Here is a 20,815-nt window from a genome sequence, read left to right as displayed (position 1 = left end):
CTACCTGATCTACAGGGGGCCGCGATGAATATTCACCAGGTCACAGTCAGCCAGGAGGCCCCATGGGCTACATCAACCCGCTGCTGAAGCTGCCAGCTGGTCAGGCACTGCTGGAGCTACCGGCAGAAGACAGGGCGCGCATTGAGGCGGTGATGCGCGAACTGCGCACCCAAGCCGACGCCGAGGCCGAAAACTCCTGGCTCCGTCGCAAGGGCCCGATGGCCGCTTACTGGCGCGCCGTCTCGACTTACGCCCGCCACCTTGCGCACGCGCTTTCGCGCAACGCCTAGCCGTAACCCCTCCCTCCTACAACTCAAGCCCGCCAACATGCGCGGGCGAGGATGACCTATGTCCGATTTCCAGACGACATCCGAACCCGTGGCCAGGAAGCGCCACATTTGCTGCGAGTGCCGCGGGCACATCGAGCCAGGCCAGGCATACCAACTCGTCGCGGGCCGCTGGGAAGGCGACATGAGCAGCTTCAAGACCTGCGCGGGCTGCGTCCAGGCGCGCGACTGGGCAATCGCCCAGCCCGAGTGGGTAGGCGACGGCGAGCACCTCTACTACTTCGGGATGCTCGACGAAGACCTTTGCAACCTGGCACCGGAGATTGACTGCGGTGACGGCCGCCGTTTCAAGACCTATCGATTCCAGGTGCAAATGCGCCGGCGCCGAGACCGCGCCCAGTCGCAGAAAGCCGCCTGACCACCAACCTGCCGCCACCGGCGGCGTGGAGACCATCCCATGGAAACCGAGATCCTTTCGGACGAAGAGCTGGCCGAGCTGACCGGCTACAAGGCCAGGGGCTACCAGCGCCGCTGGCTCGAAGAGCGCGGCTGGGTATTCGTTGAAACCCGAAGCGGGCGGCCACTGGTTGGTCGCCACTACGTGCGCATGAAACTGGGCGTGACGCTTGAAGTGGTGCCGATGAAGCCGCCACCGCCAGCCGCCCCAACGTGGACACCAGATATTTCGAAGGTGAGGTGAAATGCGCCCCAGGAGCACCGAGAACAGGGACTTGCCGCCGGGTGTTTACCGGCGCAAGCGCACCAGCAAGAGCAAGAAGAACCCAGGAAAGGCTTGGATCAGCTACTACTACCGCGACAAGGAAGGGAAGGAAATCCCGCTAGGCACCGACCTGAGCCTGGCGAGGCTGAAGTGGGCCGAGCTGGAGGCGAAGGAAAAACCGAAGGACCTGGTCACCATGGGTGCAATCTTCGATCGGTATGAGCGCGACATCATCCCGAAGAAGGCGCCGCGCACCCAGAAGGACAACCTGGCCGAGATTCGCCAGCTGCGCAATTACTTCGAAAAGGCGCCAATCGACGGGATTACGCCTGCGCATGTGGCGAAATACCGCGATGCCAGGACGGCGCCGGTCAGGGCGAACCGTGAGATCGCCACCCTGTCGCACATCTTCAACATCGCCCGGGAGTGGGGGCTTACCACCAGCGAAAACCCATGCCAGGGCGTGCGCAAGAATAAAGAGGTGCCGCGGGACTTCTACGCCAATGACGCGATCTGGAGCGCTGTCTACGCGAAGGCGGTGGGTGAACTGAAGGACGCCATGGACTTGGCGTATCTGACAGGCCAGCGTCCGGCGGACGTGCTGGTGATGAGGAAGGACGACATCGAGGGCAAGGCCCTTGGCGTGAAGCAGAAGAAGACCCAAAAGAAGCTGCGGATCATGCTGGAAGTGGATGGTGTGGAGAGCAGCCTGGGCGCCCTGATCAGGAAGATTCTGGAGCGCAACGCTCCGCATGGGTCGCCATACCTGCTGCTGACCGACAGCGGCAAGCGGGTGACGGCGCCGATGCTGCGCCATCGCTGGGACGATGCCAGGGAGGAAGCGGTGAAGGAAGCAGTCGCCGCCGGCGACCAGGTGCTGGCCGGCCGAATCAGCCAGTTTCAGTTCCGCGACATCCGCCCGAAAGCTGCTTCAGAGATCACCGATGTCGACCACGCCAGCCTGCTGCTGGGCCACACCAAGGGCGACATTACCGAGCGGGTTTATCGCCGAGTTGGAGCCTTGGCGAAACCCACCAAGTAGTAAAGTTTCGGAAGCGCTTCCGAAATAAACCATTCCCAAGGGTGTTCCCACGGGTAGTTTTTCAATGCCCCAAAAACGCAAAAAGCCCTGAATAATCAGGGCTTTGAAAGTGGCGGAAGCGTAGAGATTCGAACTCTAGGATAGTTGCCCATCGACGGTTTTCAAGACCGTTGCCTTAAACCACTCGGCCACGCTTCCAGCTGGTTTTGCGGCGGCAATAATACCTTAATGTAACAAGCTGTCAAACTCTCTGTGTCGCGGGTTGCGGCAGCTCTGGTATGCTCCAGCAACCATACGTTTCATTCGCCAGGCTTCAATGCCTGGGTACACACCAAAGGAGTGTCGCCATGCGCGAACAGGATTACGCCGTCCACCACGGCCAGCAGGTCGAGCAGCAGGAGATCAGCAAGGTCCTGCGCAACACGTACAGCCTGCTGGCGCTCACCCTCGCCTTCAGCGGCATCATGGCCTTCGTCTCGCAGCAGATGGGCGTTCGCTACCCCAACGTGTTCGTCGTGCTGATCGGCTTCTACGGCCTGTTCTTCCTCACCGCCAAGCTGCGTGATTCGGTCTGGGGCCTGGTATCCACCTTCGCCCTCACCGGTTTCATGGGCTTCATCCTCGGCCCGATCCTCAATCGTTACCTGGGCATGAGCGGTGGCGCCGAAGTCGTCAGCTCGGCATTCGCCATGACCGCACTGGTCTTCGGTGGCCTGTCTGCCTATGTGCTGATCACCCGCAAGGACATGAGCTTCCTCGGTGGCTTCATCACCGCTGGCTTCTTCGTCCTGATGGGCGCCGTGCTGGCCAGCTTCTTCTTCCAGATCAGCGGCCTGCAACTGGCGATCAGCGCCGGCTTCGTACTGTTCTCGTCGGTCTGCATCCTGTTCCAGACCAGCGCCATCATCCATGGCGGCGAGCGCAACTACATCATGGCGACCATCAGCCTGTACGTGTCGATCTACAACCTGTTCATCAGCCTGCTGCAGCTGTTCGGCATCATGGGCCGCGACGACTGATTCAAACCCGTCGAGCAGCCAGGAAAAGCCCGCTTCGGCGGGCTTTTTCGTGGCCGATGAAAAGGCCGCACAAATTGACCTTTAAGTCAGCTTCATCTGCGATTGTGACGCTATCTTCCTAACCTCTACCCCTATCGGGATTCAGCCCGTAGAATGCGCTCCTTTTTTCTTCCGGGGCAGCATTTCCCATGAGTTCACACGAACACGGGCCGGGCGCGGCGGCGCCTGCCAACGAACTGGTCCTGGGCCTTGAGGACAAGCCTCGCCTGTTGATCGGCCTGCTGGCGGCACTGCAGCACCTGCTGGCGATCATCGTGCCGATCGTTACCCCTGGCTTGCTGATCTGCCAGGCGCTGGGGGTCTCGGCTCGCGATACCAACCTGATCGTGTCCATGTCGCTGGTGATCTCCGGCATCGCCACCTTCGTGCAGTGCAAGCGCTTCGGGCCGTTCGGCGCCGGCTTGCTGATCGTGCAGGGCACCAGCTTCAACTTCGTTGGCCCGCTGATCGCGGGCGGCGCATTGATGGTCAAACAGGGCACACCGGTAGAAGGCGTGATGGCGGCCATCTTTGGCGTGGTCATTGCCGGCTCGTTCGTAGAGATGGGCGTTTCGCGCATCCTGCCCTTCGTCAAACGCCTGATCACCCCACTGGTCACCGGTATCGTCGTGCTGATGATCGGCCTGACCCTGATCAAGGTCGGCCTGATCAGCATGGGCGGCGGCTTCGGCGCCATGGCCAACGGCACCTTCGCCAACGGCGAAAACCTGCTGCTGTCGGGCGTGGTGCTGGCAATCATCGTCATCCTCAACCGTATCCCGGTGGTATGGATGCGCAGCTGCGCCATCGTCATCGCCCTGGCCGTGGGCTATGCCCTGGCCGGCTACCTGGGACGCCTGGATTTCACCGGCATGCACCAGGCCGCGTTGTTCCAGGTACCGACGCCGCTGCACTTTGGCGTGAGTTTCTCCTGGGCGCTGTTCATTCCGATGCTGGTGATCTACCTGGTCACCTCGCTGGAAGCCATCGGCGATGTCACCGCCACCAGCAAGGTCTCGCGCCAACCGGTCGAAGGCCCGGTGTGGATGCAGCGGATCAAGGGCGGGGTGCTGGTCAACGGCGCCAACTCGCTGCTGGCCGGCGTGTTCAACACCTTCCCCAGCTCGATCTTCGCCCAGAACAATGGCGTCATTCAGCTGACCGGCATCGCCAGCCGCCATATCGGCATCTGGATCGCCGCCATGCTGGTCCTGCTGGGCCTGTTCCCCAGCGTTGCCGGGGTTATCCAGGCGGTGCCGGAGCCGGTCCTGGGTGGCGCGGCCATGGTGATGTTCGGCGCCGTCGCCGCATCGGGTATCAACATCCTCGCCAGCACCCGCCTCGACCGTCGGGCGCTGCTGATCATTTCCGTGTCGCTGGCCCTGGGCCTTGGCGTGGCTCAGGTGCCGGAGTTCCTCGCACACATGCCCGCGGCGCTGCGCAACGTGCTGGAGTCGGGCGTTGCCACCGGGGGTATCTGCGCCCTGGTGCTCAACTGGTTCCTGCCGGAGAGCAAGGAACAGGCTTGACCGATCACGGCCTTGCAGACCGAGCCCGCGCCCACCAGCGCGGGCTTTTTGCTTTATCATGGCCGCATTCCTTTACACGGGTTTTCCATGAAATTCGCCATTGCGGTCTTTTCCCCGGCGCATGCGCCCTCCTCGCGTCGCGCCCTGCGCTTCGCCGAGGCGGCACTGGCCGGCGGGCATGAAATTGCTCGGCTGTTCTTCTACCAGGACGGGGTGCACAGCGCCTCGGCCAATATCGTCGCGCCGCAGGATGAACTCGACGTGGCCCATCAATGGCGCGCGTTCATCAGCAAGCACCAGCTCGACGCCGTGGTCTGCATTGCCGCAGCCCTGCGCAGGGGCGTGCTCAATGAAGAAGAGGCCAACCGCTACCAGCGCCCGGCCGTGAACCTGCCGGCACCTTGGGAACTGTCCGGCCTGGGCCAACTGCACGAAGCCGCACAGGTGGCCGACCGCCTGATCTGCTTTGGGGGTGATTGAAATGGCCAAATCGCTTCTGATCATCAGCCGCCAGGCGCCGTGGAGCGGCCCGTCCGCCCGTGAAGCCCTGGATATCGCCCTGGCCGGCGGTGCCTTCGACCTGCCGTTGGGCATGCTGTTCCTCGACGACGGGGTGTTCCAGCTGGCTCAAGATCAGCACCCGGACGCCCTGCAGCAGAAGAACCTGGCCGCCAACCTCCAGGCCTTGCCGATGTTCGGCGTCGAGGAGCTGTTCGCCTGCGCGCATAGCCTGGCCCGCCGCGGCCTGGACAGCACCACGCTGGCTTTGCCCGTCGAGGTCCTCGACGATGCCGCACTGGCCGCGCTCATCGCCCGTTTCGACCAGGTGGTAACCCTCTGATGACGACCCTGCACGTAATTGCCCACTCGCCTTTCGCGGACGACCGCCTGGCCAGCTGCCTGCGCCTGCTCGGCCCACAAGACGCAATCTTGCTGTGTGGCGACGCCACCTATGCGCTCAGAGCCGGTAGCGAGCCTCTGCGCGCCCTGCAAGCCGCCAACCTCGAAGAGCGCCTGTACGCCCTCGACGAAGACCTGCAAGCCCGCGCCCTCGCCAGCCCACTGGCCAAGGCCGTGGACTACCCGGCCTTCGTCGAACTCACCCTGCACTACGACAAGGTCAACAGCTGGCTATGAGCACCCTGACTGTCGGCGATCGCGCCATCGCCTTGGACAAAGACGGCTTTCTGGTCGACCTGCAGGACTGGTCCCACGAGGTCGCCGAATCACTGGCTGCCCGTGAAGCCATCGCCCTGACCACCGACCACTGGGAAATCCTCGAGCTGTTGCGCCAGTTCTACGCCGAGTACCAGCTGTCGCCAGCCACCCGCCCGCTGATCAAGTACACCGCGCTCAAACTGGGCACGGAGAAGGGCAACAGCCCGCACCTCAATCGCCTGTTCAATGGCACCCCCGCCAAACTCGCCGCCAAGCTGGCGGGCCTGCCCAAGCCGACCAACTGCATATGAACGCACCTCGCCCGCTCACTCTGGAAACACCGACCGAACACCCCTTCGCCGAATTCGTGCGCATCCTGGGCAAAGGCAAGCGCGGCGCCCGCGGCCTGACCCGCGAGGAGGCCCGCGCAGCCATGACCTTGCTGCTCGAGGGCAAGGTCGAAGACACCCAGCTCGGTGCCTTCCTGATGCTGCTGCGGCACAAGGAGGAAAGCGCCGAGGAACTGGCGGGCTTCACCGAGGCGTTGCGCGCCCACCTGCAGGCGCCACGTATCAACGTCGACCTGGACTGGCCGAGCTACGCCGGCAAGAAGCGCCACCTGCCCTGGTACCTGCTGGCGACCAAGTGCCTGGCCGGCAATGGCGTACGCATCCTGATGCACGGCGGTGGCGCCCACACGGCCGGGCGCCTGTACACCGAACAACTGCTCGGCCTGCTGGACATCCCGCTGTGTCGTGACTGGGCAAGCGTTGCGCAAACGCTGGACACTTACCAGCTGGCCTTCTTCCCGCTGCAGGACTGGGCGCCGCAGTTGCAGCGCATGATCGACCTGCGCAATACCCTCGGCCTGCGCTCACCGATCCACTCGCTGGCCCGGGTGCTCAACCCCCTCGCCGCGCGCTGCGGCCTGCAGAGCATCTTCCACCCCGGTTACCAGGCCGTGCACCGCGAGGCCAGCCGACTGCTGGGCGACCACGCACTGGTGATCAAGGGTGACGGTGGCGAGATCGAGATCAACCCGGATGTCACCAGCCATCTCTACGGCGCTTCGGCCGGCGATGCCTGGGACGAGGAGTGGCCTGCCCTGAGCGCCCAGCGTCACGTGAAGCCCGCCAGCCTGCAACCGGAGCACCTGCTTGCCGTGTGGCGCGGCGAAGCCGAAGACAGCTACGGCGAAATGGCCGTGGTCGCGACCATGGCCCTGGCCCTGCGTGGCCTGGGCCAAGACCGCGAGCTGGCGTTCAGTACCGCCCGCGCCTACTGGGCCGCCCGCGCAAACATCAAATAAACTGATCTGTTAGCCGCACTCTTTGCGCTATTCGTTCGAACGCATTGCTCTAGACTGAGCTCCAACGACAAACACTTTGTTCCGAGGAGCTCCAGCATGGGCCTTTTGATCGATGGCCGCTGGCATGACCAGTGGTACCAGACCAGCAAGGACGGCGCCTTCCAGCGCGAGAATTCGCAACGACGCAACCCGCTGCCCGCTCCCGAAGCCGGCCGCTACCACCTGTATGTGTCGCTCGCCTGCCCCTGGGCCCACCGCACCCTGATCGTGCGCGCCATCAAAGGCCTGGAGCCGCTGATCGACGTGTCGGTGGTCAGTTGGCTGATGGGCGAGCATGGCTGGACCTTTGACCAGCAGGAAGGCTCCAGCGGCGACCACCTTGATGCCCTGCAGTACCTGCACCAGCGTTACACCCAGGACGACCCGCATTACACCGGTCGCGTGACGGTGCCTGTGCTGTGGGACAAGCAGGAAAAGCGCATCGTCAACAATGAGTCGGCCGAGATCATCCGCCTGTTCAACTCGGCCTTCGACGAGCTGACCGGCAATACCCTGGACCTCTACCCAGCGCCGCTGCGCAGCACTGTCGATGCACTCAACGAGCGCATTTACCCGGCAGTGAACAACGGCGTCTACCGCGCAGGCTTCGCCACCACACAGGAGGCCTACGAAACGGCGTTCGATGAGGTGTTCAATGAGCTGGACCATCTGGAAGGGCTACTGGCTCGCCAGCGCTACCTGGCCGGCGAATACCTGACCGAAGCCGACGTGCGCCTGTTCACCACGCTGGTGCGTTTCGATGCGGTGTACCACGGCCATTTCAAGTGCAACCTGCGCCGCCTGAGCGACTACCCGAACCTGTCCAACTGGCTGCGCGAGCTGTACCAGTGGCCAGGGGTGGCGGGCACGGTGAACATGGAGCATATCCAGAAGCACTACTACATGAGCCACAAGACCATCAACCCGAACGGGATAGTGCCCAAGGGGCCATTGCAGGATTTCAACCAGCCCCATGACCGGGACCGGTTGCCGAGCAAAGGCATCTGGCAGAGTAAATGAAGACCCCACGTGGGAGCGGGCTTGCCCCGCGATAGCGTCAGCGCAGAGAGCAATGTTGCCGCTGCTGTCGCCATCGCGGGGCAAGCCCGCTCCCACGAGGTGCTACAGAGTACTCAGGCGTCTTGCGAACCTTCGAACCACGCCAGCTTCTCACGCAACTGCACCACTTCCCCGACAATCACCAGGGTCGGCGCGTGCACTTCATGCCGGGCCACCAGTTCAGGCAAGTCAGCCAAGGTACCGGTGAACACCCGCTGATTGCGTGTGGTCCCCTGCTGCACCAGCGCGGCCGGCGTACTGGCCGCACGGCCATGGCGAATCAACTCGGCACAGATGGTCGGCAACCCCACCAGCCCCATGTAGAACACCAGGGTTTGCGCAGGCGCCACCAGGTCGTGCCAGGGCAGGTTGCTGGTGCCATCCTTCAGGTGGCCGGTCACGAAGCGCACCGACTGGGCATAGTCGCGGTGGGTCAGCGGAATACCGCCGTAGGCGGAACAACCGCTGGCTGCGGTGATGCCAGGCACCACCTGGAACGGGATGCCCTGCTCGGCCAGCTCCTCGATCTCTTCGCCACCCCGGCCGAAGATGAACGGATCACCGCCCTTGAGCCGCAGCACGCGTTTGCCTTGCCGGGCCAGGTCGACCAACAGGCGGTTGATCTGGTCCTGGGGCACACTGTGGTCGGCGCGGCGCTTGCCGACATAGATACGCTCGGCATCGCGCCGGCACATCTCGATGATGGCCGGAGCCACCAGCCGGTCGTACAGCACCACGTCGGCCTGCTGCATCAGGCGCAGGGCACGGAAGGTCAGCAGGTCCGGGTCGCCCGGGCCGGCACCGACCAGATACACCTCGCCCCCCTGCTGCACCGGTGCGCCGTCGACCATGGCCTGCAACAGGCGTTCGGCCTCGGCACCCTGCCCGGCCAGCTGGCGCTCGGCGATCGGCCCCTGGAACACGTTCTCCCAAAAGCCGCGGCGCTGGTTGACATCAGGGTACAAGGCCTTGACCTTGTGCCGGAAACGCGCGGCCAGGCCCGCCAGCTCGCCATAGGCGGACGGGATCCAGGCCTCGAGCTTGGCGCGAATCAACCGCGCCAGCACCGGCGCGTCGCCACCGCTGGAGACCGCCACCACCAAGGGTGAGCGGTCGACGATGGCGGGGAAGATCACCGTGCACAAGGCCGGCGCGTCCACCACATTGACCGGCAGGCTGCGCGCCTGCGCGTCCGCCGAGACCTGGGCATTGAGCCCAGGGTCATCGGTGGCCGCGATCACCAGACGGCAGCCGTCCAGGTCCGACGGCTGATAGCCGCGCACCAGCACCTCGCCACCGCCCTCACGGGCCAGTGCGGCGAGCTGGCCGTCTACGTCCGGCGCCACCACCCGCAGCGCGGCACCGGCATCGGCCAGCAGGCGCGCCTTGCGCAGGGCGATCTCGCCACCGCCGACGACCAGTACAAGGCCGCCCTGCAGCTTATGGAACAGCGGCAGGTAATCCATCTCAGCGAATGACCTCGACGCCACCCATGTACGGCTTGAGCACTTCCGGCACACGGATCGAGCCGTCGGCCTGCTGGTAGTTCTCCAGCACGGCCACCAGGGTACGGCCTACTGCCAGGCCGGAACCGTTGAGGGTGTGCACCAGCTCCGGCTTGCCGGTTTCCGGGTTGCGCCAGCGTGCCTGCATGCGACGGGCCTGGAAGTCACCGCAGTTCGAGCAGGAGCTGATTTCACGGTACTTGTCCTGGCTCGGGACCCACACTTCCAGGTCGTAGGTTTTCACCGCACCGAAGCCCATGTCGCCGGTGCACAGCGCCAGCACGCGATACGGCAGCTCCAGCAGCTGGAGCACGCGCTCGGCGTTGGCGGTCAGGCCTTCCAGGGCTTCCATGGATTTTGCCGGCTCCACCACCTGGACCATCTCGACCTTGTCGAACTGGTGCTGGCGGATCATGCCGCGGGTGTCGCGGCCCGACGCGCCGGCTTCACTGCGGAAGCATGGGGTGTGGGCAACCAGCTTGAGCGGCAGCTGCTTGGCGTCGAGGATCTGGTCGGCCACCAGGTTGGTCAGCGACACTTCGGCGGTCGGAATCAGGTAGAAATCGGCCTCGCCTTCGCGGCTGATCTTGAACAGGTCTTCCTCGAACTTCGGCAGCTGGCCGGTGCCCTGCAGGGCCGGGGCCTGAACCAGGTACGGGGTGTAGTGCTCTTGGTAGCCATGCTCGCCGGTGTGCAGGTTGATCATGAACTGCGCCAGGGCGCGGTGCAGGCGGGCAATCGGGCCACGCAGCACGGCGAAGCGGGCACCGGACAGCTTGGCCGCCGCCTCGAAGTCCAGGCCACCGCTGATTTCGCCCAGGGCCACATGGTCCTTGATCTCGAAGTCGAACGCCTGCGGCGTGCCCCAGCGGCGCACTTCGACGTTGTCGTCTTCGCTGGCACCGACCGGCACGCTGGCGTCCGGCAGGTTGGGGATGGTCAGCAGAATGCCGTCGAGCTCCGCCTGGATGCCGTCCAGCTCGGCCTTGCCGGCGGCCAGCTCGTTGGCCATGCGCTCGACGTCTGCCATCAACGGGGCGATGTCCTCACCCTTGGCCTTGGCCTGGCCGATGGACTTGGAGCGGGCGTTACGCTCGGCCTGCAGTTGCTCGGTACGGGTCTGCACCGCCTTGCGGCGCTCTTCCAGTGATTCGATGCGCGCGACATCCAGGCTGAAGCCACGGGAGGCCAGGCGGTCCGCCACTTCCTGAAGTTGGCCGCGTAACAGTTTGGAATCGAGCATATCGTTCTCTCGTTATAGGTAGGTGTTGGTTCAGAATCGGGTAAGGGTGAGGCCGGCCCAGGTCGCAAGCAGCCCGCCCACCACGCTAATACCGGTATAGCCCAAGGCCAGCGGAACCTGCCCGCTTTCGAGCAGGCGCACGGTATCCAGGGAAAAGGAAGAAAAGGTGGTCAGGCCACCGAGAAAACCGACAATCAACCCAGCGCGCAACTCTACCGGCACCATGGGTTTGTGCAGGAACAGGCCGTACAGCAGGCCGATCAGCAGGCAGCCCACCAGGTTGACCGCCAGCGTACCGAGATAGAAATGCTTCGGCCAGTTGGCAGCGACCCAGTTGGAGGTGGCAAAACGCAGCAAGGTGCCGGCGATGCCGCCGGCACTGACGGCGGCGATGAGTGCGATCACGGTTTTCTCCGTTGGCGGGGGCTGGTGCGGTCGAGCTCGGCCAGGTGACGCAGCTTTTCGCCGATCTTCAGCTCCAGCCCACGCGGTACCGGCTGGTAGTACTGACGCGGTTCCAGTTGTTCGGGGAAATAGTCCTCACCGGCGGCATAGGCATCCGGCTCGTCGTGGGCGTAGCGGTATTCCTCGCCGTAGCCAAGCTGCTTCATCAGCTTGGTCGGGGCATTGCGCAGGTGCAGCGGCACCTCCAGCGAACCGTGCTCGGCCGCTTCGCGCATGGCTGCCTTGAAGCCCATGTACACCGCATTGCTTTTCGGCGCGCAGGCGATGTAGGTGATGGCCTGAGCCACCGCCAGCTCGCCTTCCGGGCTGCCCAGGCGCTCTTGCACATCCCAGGCCGCCAGGCACAGGCTCAGGGCGCGCGGATCGGCGTTGCCGATGTCTTCACTGGCCATGCGCACCACGCGCCGGGCGATGTACAGCGGGTCGCAGCCGCCGTCGAGCATGCGCGCGTACCAGTACAGCGCGCCATCGGGGTTGGAACCACGCACGGACTTGTGCAGTGCCGAGATCTGGTCGTAGAACGCCTCGCCGCCCTTGTCGAAACGTCGACGGCTGTCGCCGAGCAGGCTTTGCAGCAGTTCGACGCCAATTTCGCCGCCGTCGTCGGCCAGGTCCGAGGCGTTCTCGAGGAAGTTGAGCATGCGCCGGCCATCGCCATCGGCGGCGGCCATGAGCATCTTGAAGGCTTCGTCGCCTACCCGCAGGTTGCGCTTGCCCAGGCCGCGCTCCTCGCTCAGCGCACGGTCGACCAGCTTGCGCAGCGCCGCTTCGTCCAGGCTCTTGAGCACATACACCCGCGCCCGCGACAACAAGGCGTTGTTCAGCTCGAACGAGGGGTTCTCGGTGGTGGCGCCGATGAAGATCAGCGTGCCGTCCTCCACATAGGGCAGGAAAGCGTCCTGTTGCGACTTGTTGAAGCGGTGCACCTCGTCGACGAACAGGATGGTGCGCCGGCCGTACTGGCCAGCCTGCTGCTTGGCCACCTCGACCGCCTGACGAATCTCCTTCACCCCGGCCAGCACCGCCGAGACCGTTTCGAAGTGCGCATCGCAGAACTGCGCCAGCAGCCGCGCCAGGGTGGTCTTGCCCACCCCAGGCGGCCCCCAGAAGATCATCGAATGCAGCGCACCCTGCTCCAGCGCCTCGCGCAACGGCTTGCCGCGCGCCAGCAGATGCTCCTGGCCAACGTACTCGTCCAGGTTGGACGGGCGCAGCCGGGCGGCCAGGGGCTGGGCGACGGGTTCGCTTCGAAACAGGTCCATCACGGGCTCCGCTTACTCCTTGATGACGTCCGCGCCTTTGGGGATGTCGAACTTGAAGGTGCTGTCCGGCACCGCCTGGTTGGCCTTGACGCCATTGAACAGGATATTGGTGCGCTGGCCGACACTGTCGATCAGTTGCATGTCGTTGATCAGGCCCTTGCGGAACGACACGCGCAGCGAATCGAACAAGGTGTCCTTGGTCTTGGGCTTGAGGGTGAAGTCCATGACTTCGCCCTGCTCCTTGGACGTGATGTCGAAGCTCTGGCTGATCTTCGACACGTCACCGGACAGCAGCAGCGCCGGGGTCTGGTTCAGACGCACGTCGAGCTTCTTGATGGTGGCCTGCTCCAGGTCCGGGTCCCACAGGGTGACGTTCTTGCCGTCGGACACCACCACCTGCTCCTGCGGTGCATTGGTGTGCCAGTAGAACAGGCCCGGGCGCTTGACGGTCATCTTGCCGGAGGTTTCCTGCAGGTTGGCACCATCGGCGGCAAGGGTCAGCTGGGAAAAGTTGGCTTCAATGGTCTGCGACTTTTCCAGCAACTGGGTCAGGCGCTGCACATCCTGCTCGCCGGCATGGGCCGACAGAGTGCCCGCAGCCAGGGCAGAAACCAACAGCATGCGAATCGCGCGCATGGAAATCCTCGTAGAACAGTGGGTGGGCCGGGCACCTCGTGTGCCCGGCAGGGAGATCTTCAATCGCGCGGGCCGCCCGGGGCAATCACTTCCCGCGAGCCGTTGCTGTTCATGGGGGTGACCACACCGGCCATCTCCATCGACTCGATCATCCGCGCGGCGCGGTTGTAGCCGATCTTCAGCTTGCGCTGAACCGCGGAAATCGATGCCCGGCGGCTTTCCAGCACGAACTGCACGGCTTCGTCGTAGAGGGCGTCGGCTTCCGGGTCATCACCGTCGCCACCACCGCCACCGCCTTCGAAGCCGCTGCCGGCCTCCTCGACGCCATTGAGGATGTCATCGTTGTAGTCCGGCGCGCCGCGCAGTTTCCACGCCTCGACCGTGCGATGCACCTCGTCGTCGGAAACGAACGCGCCATGCACACGGATCGGCAGGCTGGTGCCCGGCGGCATGTACAGCATGTCACCGTGGCCCAGCAACTGCTCGGCGCCACCCTGGTCGATGATGGTGCGCGAATCGATCTTGCTCGACACCTGGAACGCCATGCGGGTCGGGATGTTGGCCTTGATCAGGCCAGTGATCACGTCCACCGACGGGCGCTGGGTGGCCAGGATCAGGTGGATACCGGCGGCACGGGCCTTCTGGGCGATACGGGCGATCAGTTCTTCGACCTTCTTGCCGACGATCATCATCATGTCGGCGAATTCGTCGACCACCACCACGATGGTCGGCAGGGTCTTCAGCGTCGGCGGCTCGTCGTCCATGCTCTCGCGACGGTACAGCGGGTCGTGGATGACCTCGCCGGCCTCTTGCGCGTCCTTGATCTTGCGGTTGAAGCCGGCCAGGTTACGCACCCCCATGGCCGCCATCAGCTTGTAGCGCCGCTCCATTTCGGCAACGCTCCAGCGCAGGGCGTTGGCGGCGTCCTTCATGTCGGTGACCACCGGGCACAGCAGGTGCGGGATGCCTTCGTAGATCGACAGTTCGAGCATTTTCGGGTCGATCATGATCAACCGCGCGTCTTCCGGGCCCGACTTGAACAGGATCGACAGGATCATGGCGTTCACGCCCACCGACTTACCGGAACCGGTGGTACCGGCCACCAGCAGGTGGGGCATCTTCGCCAGGTCGGTGATCACCGGCTTGCCGCCGATATCGTGGCCCAGGGCCAGGGTGACCGGCGACTTGTTCTCGTCGAACTGCGGCGACGACAGCACTTCGGAGAAGCGCACCATCTGGCGGTTCTCGTTAGGGATCTCGATACCCACGGTGGTCTTGCCGGGGATCACTTCGACCACCCGCACGCTGGTCACGGCCAGCGAACGCGCCAGGTCCTTGGCCAGGTTGGCGATGCGGCTGACCTTCACGCCCGCGGCGGGCTGGATTTCGTAACGGGTGATCACCGGGCCCGGGTGGATCGAATCGACAGAGACTTCGACGCCGAACTCTTTCAGTTTGATTTCCAGCAGGTGGCCGACGCCAGCCAGGGACTCCGGCGAGTACTCGATCTTCTTCTGCTCGGCCGGATCGAGGATGGAGATGGGAGGCAGCGTGCCTTCCACGGCGCTGTCGACGAACAGCGGCGCCTGCTTCTCCTTCATCACTCGCTTGCTCGGCTCGGGCGCCTTGACCTGCGGTGGCGGCATGTTGATCACCGGGGCCGGCTGCTGTTCGCGCTGGGCCACATGCTTGGTCAGAGCATCGTCGCGCTCGATGATGCGCTCACGGGCCTTGATCTGCTCGCGTTTGTCCGGCACCACCGGGGCGACCACGTCATCGACCTGCTCGTCCACTTCACGCAGCTGCGCCACCAGGCGCTTGCGCTCGTTGCGCGCCTCCCACCAGCGGTTGGCGGCACCTTGCACCAGCTCGAACAGGTCGAGGGTGATCTTGCCGGTGACGTCCATCACCTTGAACCACGACAGGTCGGTGAACACGGTCAGGCCGAACAGGAACAGCGCAATGAACATCAGCGTGCTGCCCTGCACGTTGAGCAGGTTGCGCGCCAGATCCCCAAGGCTCTCGCCCAGGGCCCCGCCGGCGGAGAACGGCAGGCTCTCCGAGGGGTGGAAATGGATATGCGCCAGCGCCGCGCCCGACAGCACCAGGAACACCAGGCCGATCAGCCGCCAGGAAAACAGCCAACCGCTCCACTGCCAGGGCTGGTGGCGTTCGCGGAAGATCTGCCAGGTCTTGATCGCCAGCAGCAGCGGGAAAATGTAGGCGAAGTAGCCGAGCACCATGAACAGGATGTCGGCGAAGTAGGCACCGGCACGGCCAGCGGCGTTCACCACCTGGTCGGCGTTGCTGGTGTGGCTGAAGCCAGGGTCGGAAGTGTCGTAGGTGAGCAGCGCCATCCACAGGTACAGGCACAGGGCACCGACGGCGATCAACGCACCTTCCTTGAGGCGGTAATGCAGCTGTTGCCGCCACAGGGGCACAGGCAAGGGGGCTGGAGTTGCGGTGGATTTCTTCAAAACGCGTCTATTCCTGCGCGAATAGTGATTGGCCGGTGACTGGCCAACAAATCACTACTTTTAACATTACTGCCCGCCAGCCGCCATGGCGGCACGCCGTTTCGGGCGTGAACGGGGGCTACTTTCATTTGCTTGCAATTTGAGCATGCATTTTCTTTTGTGACAAAGGCTTATGCTGTGTTTTTGCACAGGTGTGACAGCAAATGCGCCAGATGGTGCCAGCCGGCTGATGAATATGCGGCCTGAGCGGACGCATTCGCGGGTAAACCCGCTCCCACTGGGACCGCGCATAACCTGTGGGAGCGGGTTTACCCGCGAACAGGCACAGGATGATTGACCCCGCCAGGCGCGCACGCCATGCTGGTCGCCCTCCCCTCCCCTACCGCCCAAGACCCATGCTCACCTGGCTGACCCGCGACTCGCTGACCTTCCCGCCCCTGCAAAAAGCCCTGCATGAGCCCAACGGCCTGCTGGCCGCTGGCGGCGACCTCACCCCCGAGCGCCTGGTCGCAGCCTATCGCCACGGTTGCTTCCCCTGGTACCAGGATGGCCAGCCAATCCTCTGGTGGTCGCCCGATCCACGCACCGTGCTGTTCCCTGACGAACTGCACGTTTCGCGCTCACTGGCCAAGCTGATCCGCCAGGGCCGCTACCAGGTCAGCTTCGACACTGACTTCGCCGCCGTCATTGCCGCCTGCGCCGCGCCGCGCGATTACGCCGACGGCACCTGGATCACCGACAACATGCGTGCCGCCTACTGCGAGCTGCACCGGCGCGGCATCGCCCACTCGGTGGAGGTGCGCCAGGATGGCGAACTGATAGGCGGCCTCTACGGGCTGGCCATGGGCCGGCTGTTCTTCGGCGAATCGATGTTCAGCCGTGCCGACAACGCGTCGAAAGTGGGCTTTGTGGCCCTGGTCGAACACTTGCGCGAAGCCGGTTTCGCCCTGATCGACTGCCAGATGCCGACCAACCACCTGCACAGCCTGGGCGCCCGCGCCATCAGCCGGGCGAACTTCGCCGAACACCTGGCCAGGTACCTCGATGCCCCCAACCACGCCACCTGGGTTCGCTAGGCGAGTTCCCGGAGCTGGCTTACACTTAGAAACAACGTCTCACCGAAGGGGTTGATCATGACAGAGCTGGCGCGGTTGAAGTTCTATGCCACTCAACCCCACTCCTGCAGCTACCTGCCGGACGAACAGGCCACCACGCTGTTTCTCGACCCGAGCCAGCCGATGGACGTGCACGTGTACGCCGACCTGTCGGAAATGGGCTTTCGTCGCAGCGGCGACCACCTCTATCGCCCGCATTGCCAGCACTGCAATGCCTGCGTACCGGCGCGCATTCCCGCTGCACGCTTCATCCCCAATCGCCAGCAACGGCGCATCCTCAAGCGCAACGCCGACCTGACCGTCACGGCCGCACGCCCGGTGTTCAAGGAAGAGTATTTCGACCTCTACCGGCGCTACATCGAGCAGCGCCACGCCGATGGCGACATGTACCCGCCAAGCCGCGACCAGTTCGCCACCTTCCTGGTGCGTGACCTGCCGTTCTGCTGGTTTTACGAGTTCCGCCTCGATGGCCGCCTGCTGGCCATCGCGGTCTGCGACCTGCTGCCCAACGGCCTGTCGGCGGTCTACACCTTCTACGAGCCCGAGGAAGAACGTCGCAGCCTCGGCCGCTATGCCATTCTCTGGCAGATCGGCGAAGCCCTGCGGCAAAACCTCGATGCCGTCTACCTTGGCTACTGGATCAAGAACTGCAAGAAAATGAACTACAAGACCCAGTACCGCCCCATCGAACTGCTGATCAACCAGCGCTGGGTCAGCCTCAACTGAAAGCATTGGCTTGAAACACAATTTTCGGGCATAATCCACGCCACTTTTTTTGCCCGGTGCAGTTACGCGTCGGGCCAACTCTGGACACCGAGGGCTTTACTGCATGTCGAAAGAAGACAGCTTCGAAATGGAAGGCACTGTCGTCGACACCCTGCCCAACACCATGTTCCGCGTGGAGTTGGAAAACGGGCACGTCGTTACCGCGCATATCTCTGGCAAGATGCGCAAGAACTACATCCGTATTCTCACTGGCGACAAGGTCCGCGTCGAACTGACGCCGTACGACCTGAGCAAGGGCCGCATCACCTACCGTGCGCGCTAAGCTCCAGCCATAAAAAAGCCCGGCCATGTGCCGGGCTTTTTTATGGCCGCAGAAACATCGCGGGGCAAGCCCGCTCCCACGCCAAGCTTTACGCTGAGCGTGGGAGCGGGCTTGCCCCGCGATGACGTTTACGCCACCTCAGCCGTGGTCTCGTAATCGAACACCAACTCACCATCGCGCAGATCGATGTGCACCACACCGCCGTGCTCGGCCAGCTCGCCAAACAGGATCTCTTCGGCCAGCGGCCGCTTGATCTTGTCCTGGATCAGCCGCGCCATAGGCCGCGCGCCCATCTGCACGTCGTAGCCCGAGGCCGCCAGCCAGCCGCGCGCGGCATCGGTAACCTCCAGCAGCACGCGCTTGTCCTCGAGCTGCGCCTGCAACTCGATGAGAAACTTGTCGACGATGCTCTTGATCGTCTCGTGGGAGAGACGACCAAACTGGATGATGGTGTCCAGGCGGTTGCGGAACTCCGGCGTGAAACTCTTGCGGATGACCTCCATCGCGTCGGACGAGTGATCCTGGTGGGTGAAACCGATCGAGGCCCGCGCGGCGGTTTCGGCACCGGCGTTGGTGGTCATGATCAGGATCACGTTGCGGAAGTCCGCCTTGCGCCCGTTGTTGTCGGTCAGGGTGCCGTGGTCCATCACCTGCAGCAGCAGGTTGAAGACTTCCGGGTGGGCCTTCTCGATTTCGTCGAGCAGCAACACGCAGTGCGGCTGCTTGGTGATCGCCTCGGTCAGCAGGCCACCCTGATCGAAACCGACGTAGCCAGGTGGCGCACCGATCAGGCGCGACACGGTATGCCGCTCCATGTACTCGGACATGTCGAAGCGCACCAGCTCGACACCCAGCGCCTTGGCCAACTGACGGGCGGCTTCGGTCTTGCCCACGCCAGTGGGGCCGGCGAACAGGAACGAGCCGACTGGCTTGTCCGGAGCCTTCAGGCCCGCACGCGACAGCTTGATCGCCGTGGCCAGAGAATCAATGGCCGGATCCTGACCGAATACGGTCAGCTTCAGGTCACGCTCCAGATTGCGCAGCAGTTCCTTGTCGGAACTGGTGACGTGCTTCGGCGGAATCCGCGCGATCTTGGCAACGATATCCTCGACCTGCGGCACTTCGATACGCTTGACTCGGCTGGCTTCCGGCTGCAGGCGCTGGTAGGCACCCGCCTCGTCGATCACGTCGATGGCCTTGTCGGGCATGTGCCGGTCATTGATGTAGCGCGAAGCCAGCTCTGCAGCTGCACGCAACGCTTCATCGCTGTACTCGATGTTGTGATGGCTCTCGAAACGCCCCTTCAGGCCGCGCAGGATGCCAACGGTGTCTTCCACCGAAGGCTCGGTGACATCGACCTTCTGGAAACGCCGCGCCAGGGCACGGTCCTTCTCGAAGATGCCACGAAACTCCTGGAAGGTGGTCGAGCCGATGCAGCGGATATCACCCGACGACAGCAATGGCTTGAGCAGGTTGGAGGCATCCATCACCCCGCCGGAGGCTGCACCGGCACCGATGATGGTGTGGATCTCGTCGATGAACAGGATGGCCTGCGGACGCTTTTTCAGCTCGCCGAGCAGCGCCTTGAAGCGCTTTTCGAAGTCGCCGCGATACTTGGTGCCTGCCAGCAGCGCACCCAGGTCGAGCGAGTAGACCACGCTCTGGGCCAGCAGGTCGGGCACCTGGCCATCGACGATGCGCTTGGCCAGGCCTTCGGCGATGGCGGTCTTGCCCACCCCGGCCTCGCCGACCAGCAGCGGGTTGTTCTTGCGCCGACGAGCGAGGATCTGCGCAACGCGCTCGACCTCCTGCTCGCGCCCCACCAGCGGATCGATACGCCCGGCACGGGCCAGTTCGTTCAGGTTGCTGGCATAGGCGTCCAGCGGATTGCTGGACGAGGAGCTTTCGCCACCCTCTTCGTCCTGCATGTCCTGGTCACTGTCGGTGTGCGACCCATGGCCTGGCACCTTGCTGATGCCATGGGCGATGTAGTTGACCACATCGATGCGCGCCACGCTCTGCTGCTTGAGCAGGAACACCGCCTGGCTTTCCTGTTCGCTGAAGATCGCCACCAGTACGTTGGCGCCGGTCACTTCGCGCTTGCCGGAGCTTTGCACATGGAACACGGCACGCTGCAGCACACGCTGGAAGCCCAGCGTCGGTTGCGTTTCACGGTCCTCGTCATGCACGGGGATCAACGGCGTGGTCGAATCGATGAACTCCTGCAGGTCATGCTTGAGCTTGTCGAGATTGGCGCCACAGGCGCGCAGAACGGTCGCGGCAGCCTCATTGTCAAGGAGTGCCAGCAGCAGATGTTCGACGGTCATGAACTCATGACGCTTCGAACGAGCCTCCTTGAAGGCCAGATTGAGGGTGACTTCGAGCTCGCGGTTTAACATAGCTTCACCTCATACCCAAGTGGTCGGCGATTAACCGTCCTTCTCGATTTCACAGAGTAGCGGATGCTGGCTTTCCCTGGCGTATTGGTTGACCTGCATGGCCTTTGTCTCGGCGATGTCCCGGGTAAACAATCCGCACACTGCCCGCCCTTCGGTATGGACGGTCAGCATGATCTTGGTCGCCAGCTCGCGGTTCAGATTGAAGAACGTCTCGAGCACTTCGACGACGAAATCCATTGGTGTGTAGTCATCATTGAACAAAACCACCTTGTACATCGGTGGCGCCTGCAGGATTGGTTTGGCCTCCTGCACCGCAAGGCCGGCACCATCATCCTCATGCCCGTCCTCATGGGACTGCGGGCGGTCCTGATTGAATGTTAGTCGAATCTCACTGGGTACATGCATGGAAAGAATTTCATCATGATCGACAGGTTAAGGTTGTGAGTTGACCGCGCAGGCCCCT

The 20,815-nt window shown here is 63.6% G+C and carries 23 protein-coding genes and 1 tRNA gene; 15 read left to right on the top strand and 9 right to left on the bottom strand.

What is annotated here, in order from left to right; translation table 11 throughout:
- The first annotated feature begins 62 nt into the window (after window positions 1–62).
- The 4 genes from DM373_RS08985 to DM373_RS08970 are packed head-to-tail and all read left to right on the top strand — an operon-like array spanning window position 63 to window position 2,050.
- Window positions 63–290, top strand: a complete 228-nt coding sequence (locus DM373_RS08985) for a hypothetical protein (RefSeq protein ID WP_110993219.1) — start codon at window positions 63–65, stop codon at window positions 288–290.
- A gap of 58 nt (window positions 291–348) precedes the next feature.
- Window positions 349–705: a hypothetical protein gene (locus tag DM373_RS08980; RefSeq protein WP_110993218.1), complete on the top strand. Its 357-nt coding sequence runs from the start codon at window positions 349–351 to the stop codon at window positions 703–705.
- 39 nt (window positions 706–744) lie between these two features.
- On the top strand, window positions 745–987 hold the full coding sequence (locus tag DM373_RS08975) for a DUF4224 domain-containing protein (protein WP_110993217.1): 243 nt from the start codon (window positions 745–747) through the stop codon (window positions 985–987).
- Between the two features lies 1 nt (window position 988).
- The gene (locus DM373_RS08970) at window positions 989–2,050 is read left to right on the top strand and encodes a tyrosine-type recombinase/integrase (protein WP_110993216.1); all 1,062 of its coding nucleotides are present in this window, start codon (window positions 989–991) and stop codon (window positions 2,048–2,050) included.
- A gap of 110 nt (window positions 2,051–2,160) precedes the next feature.
- Here the strand turns inward: DM373_RS08970 and DM373_RS08965 are convergent.
- Window positions 2,161–2,248, bottom strand: a tRNA-Ser gene (locus DM373_RS08965).
- 149 nt (window positions 2,249–2,397) lie between these two features.
- Here DM373_RS08965 and DM373_RS08960 point away from each other — a divergent pair.
- The 8 genes from DM373_RS08960 (at window position 2,398) to DM373_RS08925 (ending at window position 8,163) form a co-directional block, all read left to right on the top strand.
- On the top strand, window positions 2,398–3,069 hold the full coding sequence (locus tag DM373_RS08960) for a Bax inhibitor-1/YccA family protein (RefSeq protein WP_110993215.1): 672 nt from the start codon (window positions 2,398–2,400) through the stop codon (window positions 3,067–3,069).
- Window positions 3,070–3,257: 188 nt separating this feature from the next.
- A complete protein-coding gene (locus DM373_RS08955; protein ID WP_110993214.1) occupies window positions 3,258–4,637 on the top strand; it encodes a nucleobase:cation symporter-2 family protein in 1,380 nt (459 codons plus the stop codon).
- A gap of 87 nt (window positions 4,638–4,724) precedes the next feature.
- Window positions 4,725–5,117, top strand: coding sequence for a sulfurtransferase complex subunit TusD (gene tusD / locus DM373_RS08950; protein ID WP_110993213.1), 393 nt, complete (start codon window positions 4,725–4,727; stop codon window positions 5,115–5,117).
- Window position 5,118: 1 nt separating this feature from the next.
- Window positions 5,119–5,478, top strand: a complete 360-nt coding sequence (tusC, locus tag DM373_RS08945; protein WP_110993212.1) for a sulfurtransferase complex subunit TusC — start codon at window positions 5,119–5,121, stop codon at window positions 5,476–5,478.
- Entirely contained in the window at window positions 5,478–5,774 is a 297-nt protein-coding gene (tusB, locus tag DM373_RS08940) for a sulfurtransferase complex subunit TusB (protein WP_110993211.1), read from the top strand. Before tusC ends, tusB begins: the two co-directional genes overlap by 1 nt.
- Window positions 5,771–6,106, top strand: coding sequence for a TusE/DsrC/DsvC family sulfur relay protein (locus DM373_RS08935; RefSeq protein WP_110993210.1), 336 nt, complete (start codon window positions 5,771–5,773; stop codon window positions 6,104–6,106). The genes tusB and DM373_RS08935 overlap by 4 nt, the downstream gene beginning before the upstream one ends.
- Entirely contained in the window at window positions 6,103–7,104 is a 1,002-nt protein-coding gene (locus DM373_RS08930) for a glycosyl transferase family protein (RefSeq protein ID WP_110993209.1), read from the top strand. The genes DM373_RS08935 and DM373_RS08930 overlap by 4 nt, the downstream gene beginning before the upstream one ends.
- Before the next feature lie 96 nt (window positions 7,105–7,200).
- On the top strand, window positions 7,201–8,163 hold the full coding sequence (locus tag DM373_RS08925; RefSeq protein WP_110993208.1) for a glutathione S-transferase family protein: 963 nt from the start codon (window positions 7,201–7,203) through the stop codon (window positions 8,161–8,163).
- A 113-nt stretch (window positions 8,164–8,276) separates the two neighbouring features.
- Here the strand turns inward: DM373_RS08925 and cysG are convergent, their stop codons facing one another.
- Genes cysG through ftsK form a run of 6 tightly spaced genes read right to left on the bottom strand, consistent with a single transcriptional unit; the run spans window position 8,277 to window position 15,790 of the window.
- Complete coding sequence (gene cysG / locus DM373_RS08920; RefSeq protein ID WP_110993207.1) at window positions 8,277–9,668, bottom strand: siroheme synthase CysG; 1,392 nt, start codon at window positions 9,666–9,668, stop codon at window positions 8,277–8,279.
- A gap of 1 nt (window position 9,669) precedes the next feature.
- A complete protein-coding gene (gene serS / locus DM373_RS08915) occupies window positions 9,670–10,950 on the bottom strand; it encodes a serine--tRNA ligase (RefSeq protein ID WP_110993206.1) in 1,281 nt (426 codons plus the stop codon).
- A gap of 30 nt (window positions 10,951–10,980) precedes the next feature.
- Window positions 10,981–11,355, bottom strand: a complete 375-nt coding sequence (gene crcB / locus DM373_RS08910) for a fluoride efflux transporter CrcB (RefSeq protein WP_110993205.1) — start codon at window positions 11,353–11,355, stop codon at window positions 10,981–10,983.
- Window positions 11,352–12,677 (bottom strand): replication-associated recombination protein A, encoded by a 1,326-nt coding sequence (locus DM373_RS08905; protein WP_110993204.1) that lies wholly within the window; start codon window positions 12,675–12,677, stop codon window positions 11,352–11,354. Before DM373_RS08905 ends, crcB begins: the two co-directional genes overlap by 4 nt.
- A gap of 12 nt (window positions 12,678–12,689) precedes the next feature.
- Window positions 12,690–13,313, bottom strand: a complete 624-nt coding sequence (gene lolA, locus DM373_RS08900; RefSeq protein WP_110993203.1) for an outer membrane lipoprotein periplasmic chaperone LolA — start codon at window positions 13,311–13,313, stop codon at window positions 12,690–12,692.
- 59 nt (window positions 13,314–13,372) lie between these two features.
- Entirely contained in the window at window positions 13,373–15,790 is a 2,418-nt protein-coding gene (ftsK, locus tag DM373_RS08895) for a DNA translocase FtsK (protein WP_110993202.1), read from the bottom strand.
- Between the two features lie 395 nt (window positions 15,791–16,185).
- Between ftsK and aat the strand changes: the two genes are divergently transcribed.
- From aat to infA, 3 genes are all read left to right on the top strand, one after another.
- Window positions 16,186–16,866 (top strand): leucyl/phenylalanyl-tRNA--protein transferase, encoded by a 681-nt coding sequence (gene aat, locus DM373_RS08890; RefSeq protein WP_110993201.1) that lies wholly within the window; start codon window positions 16,186–16,188, stop codon window positions 16,864–16,866.
- Between the two features lie 57 nt (window positions 16,867–16,923).
- A complete protein-coding gene (locus tag DM373_RS08885) occupies window positions 16,924–17,631 on the top strand; it encodes an arginyltransferase (RefSeq protein ID WP_110993200.1) in 708 nt (235 codons plus the stop codon).
- 103 nt (window positions 17,632–17,734) lie between these two features.
- A complete protein-coding gene (gene infA / locus DM373_RS08880) occupies window positions 17,735–17,953 on the top strand; it encodes a translation initiation factor IF-1 (protein WP_002553999.1) in 219 nt (72 codons plus the stop codon).
- Window positions 17,954–18,081: 128 nt separating this feature from the next.
- Here the strand turns inward: infA and clpA are convergent, their stop codons facing one another.
- Both clpA and clpS read right to left on the bottom strand, forming a co-directional pair.
- Window positions 18,082–20,352, bottom strand: a complete 2,271-nt coding sequence (gene clpA, locus DM373_RS08875; protein WP_110993199.1) for an ATP-dependent Clp protease ATP-binding subunit ClpA — start codon at window positions 20,350–20,352, stop codon at window positions 18,082–18,084.
- A 30-nt stretch (window positions 20,353–20,382) separates the two neighbouring features.
- Window positions 20,383–20,757: an ATP-dependent Clp protease adapter ClpS gene (gene clpS / locus DM373_RS08870; RefSeq protein WP_028692390.1), complete on the bottom strand. Its 375-nt coding sequence runs from the start codon at window positions 20,755–20,757 to the stop codon at window positions 20,383–20,385.
- Window positions 20,758–20,815 lie beyond the last annotated feature (58 nt).

The organism is Pseudomonas sichuanensis (assembly GCF_003231305.1).
GTDB classification, from domain to species: Bacteria; Pseudomonadota; Gammaproteobacteria; order Pseudomonadales; family Pseudomonadaceae; genus Aquipseudomonas; species Aquipseudomonas sichuanensis.
Note: the sequence above shows the minus strand (reverse complement) of the source record. Positions and strands in the feature narration are given on the sequence as shown.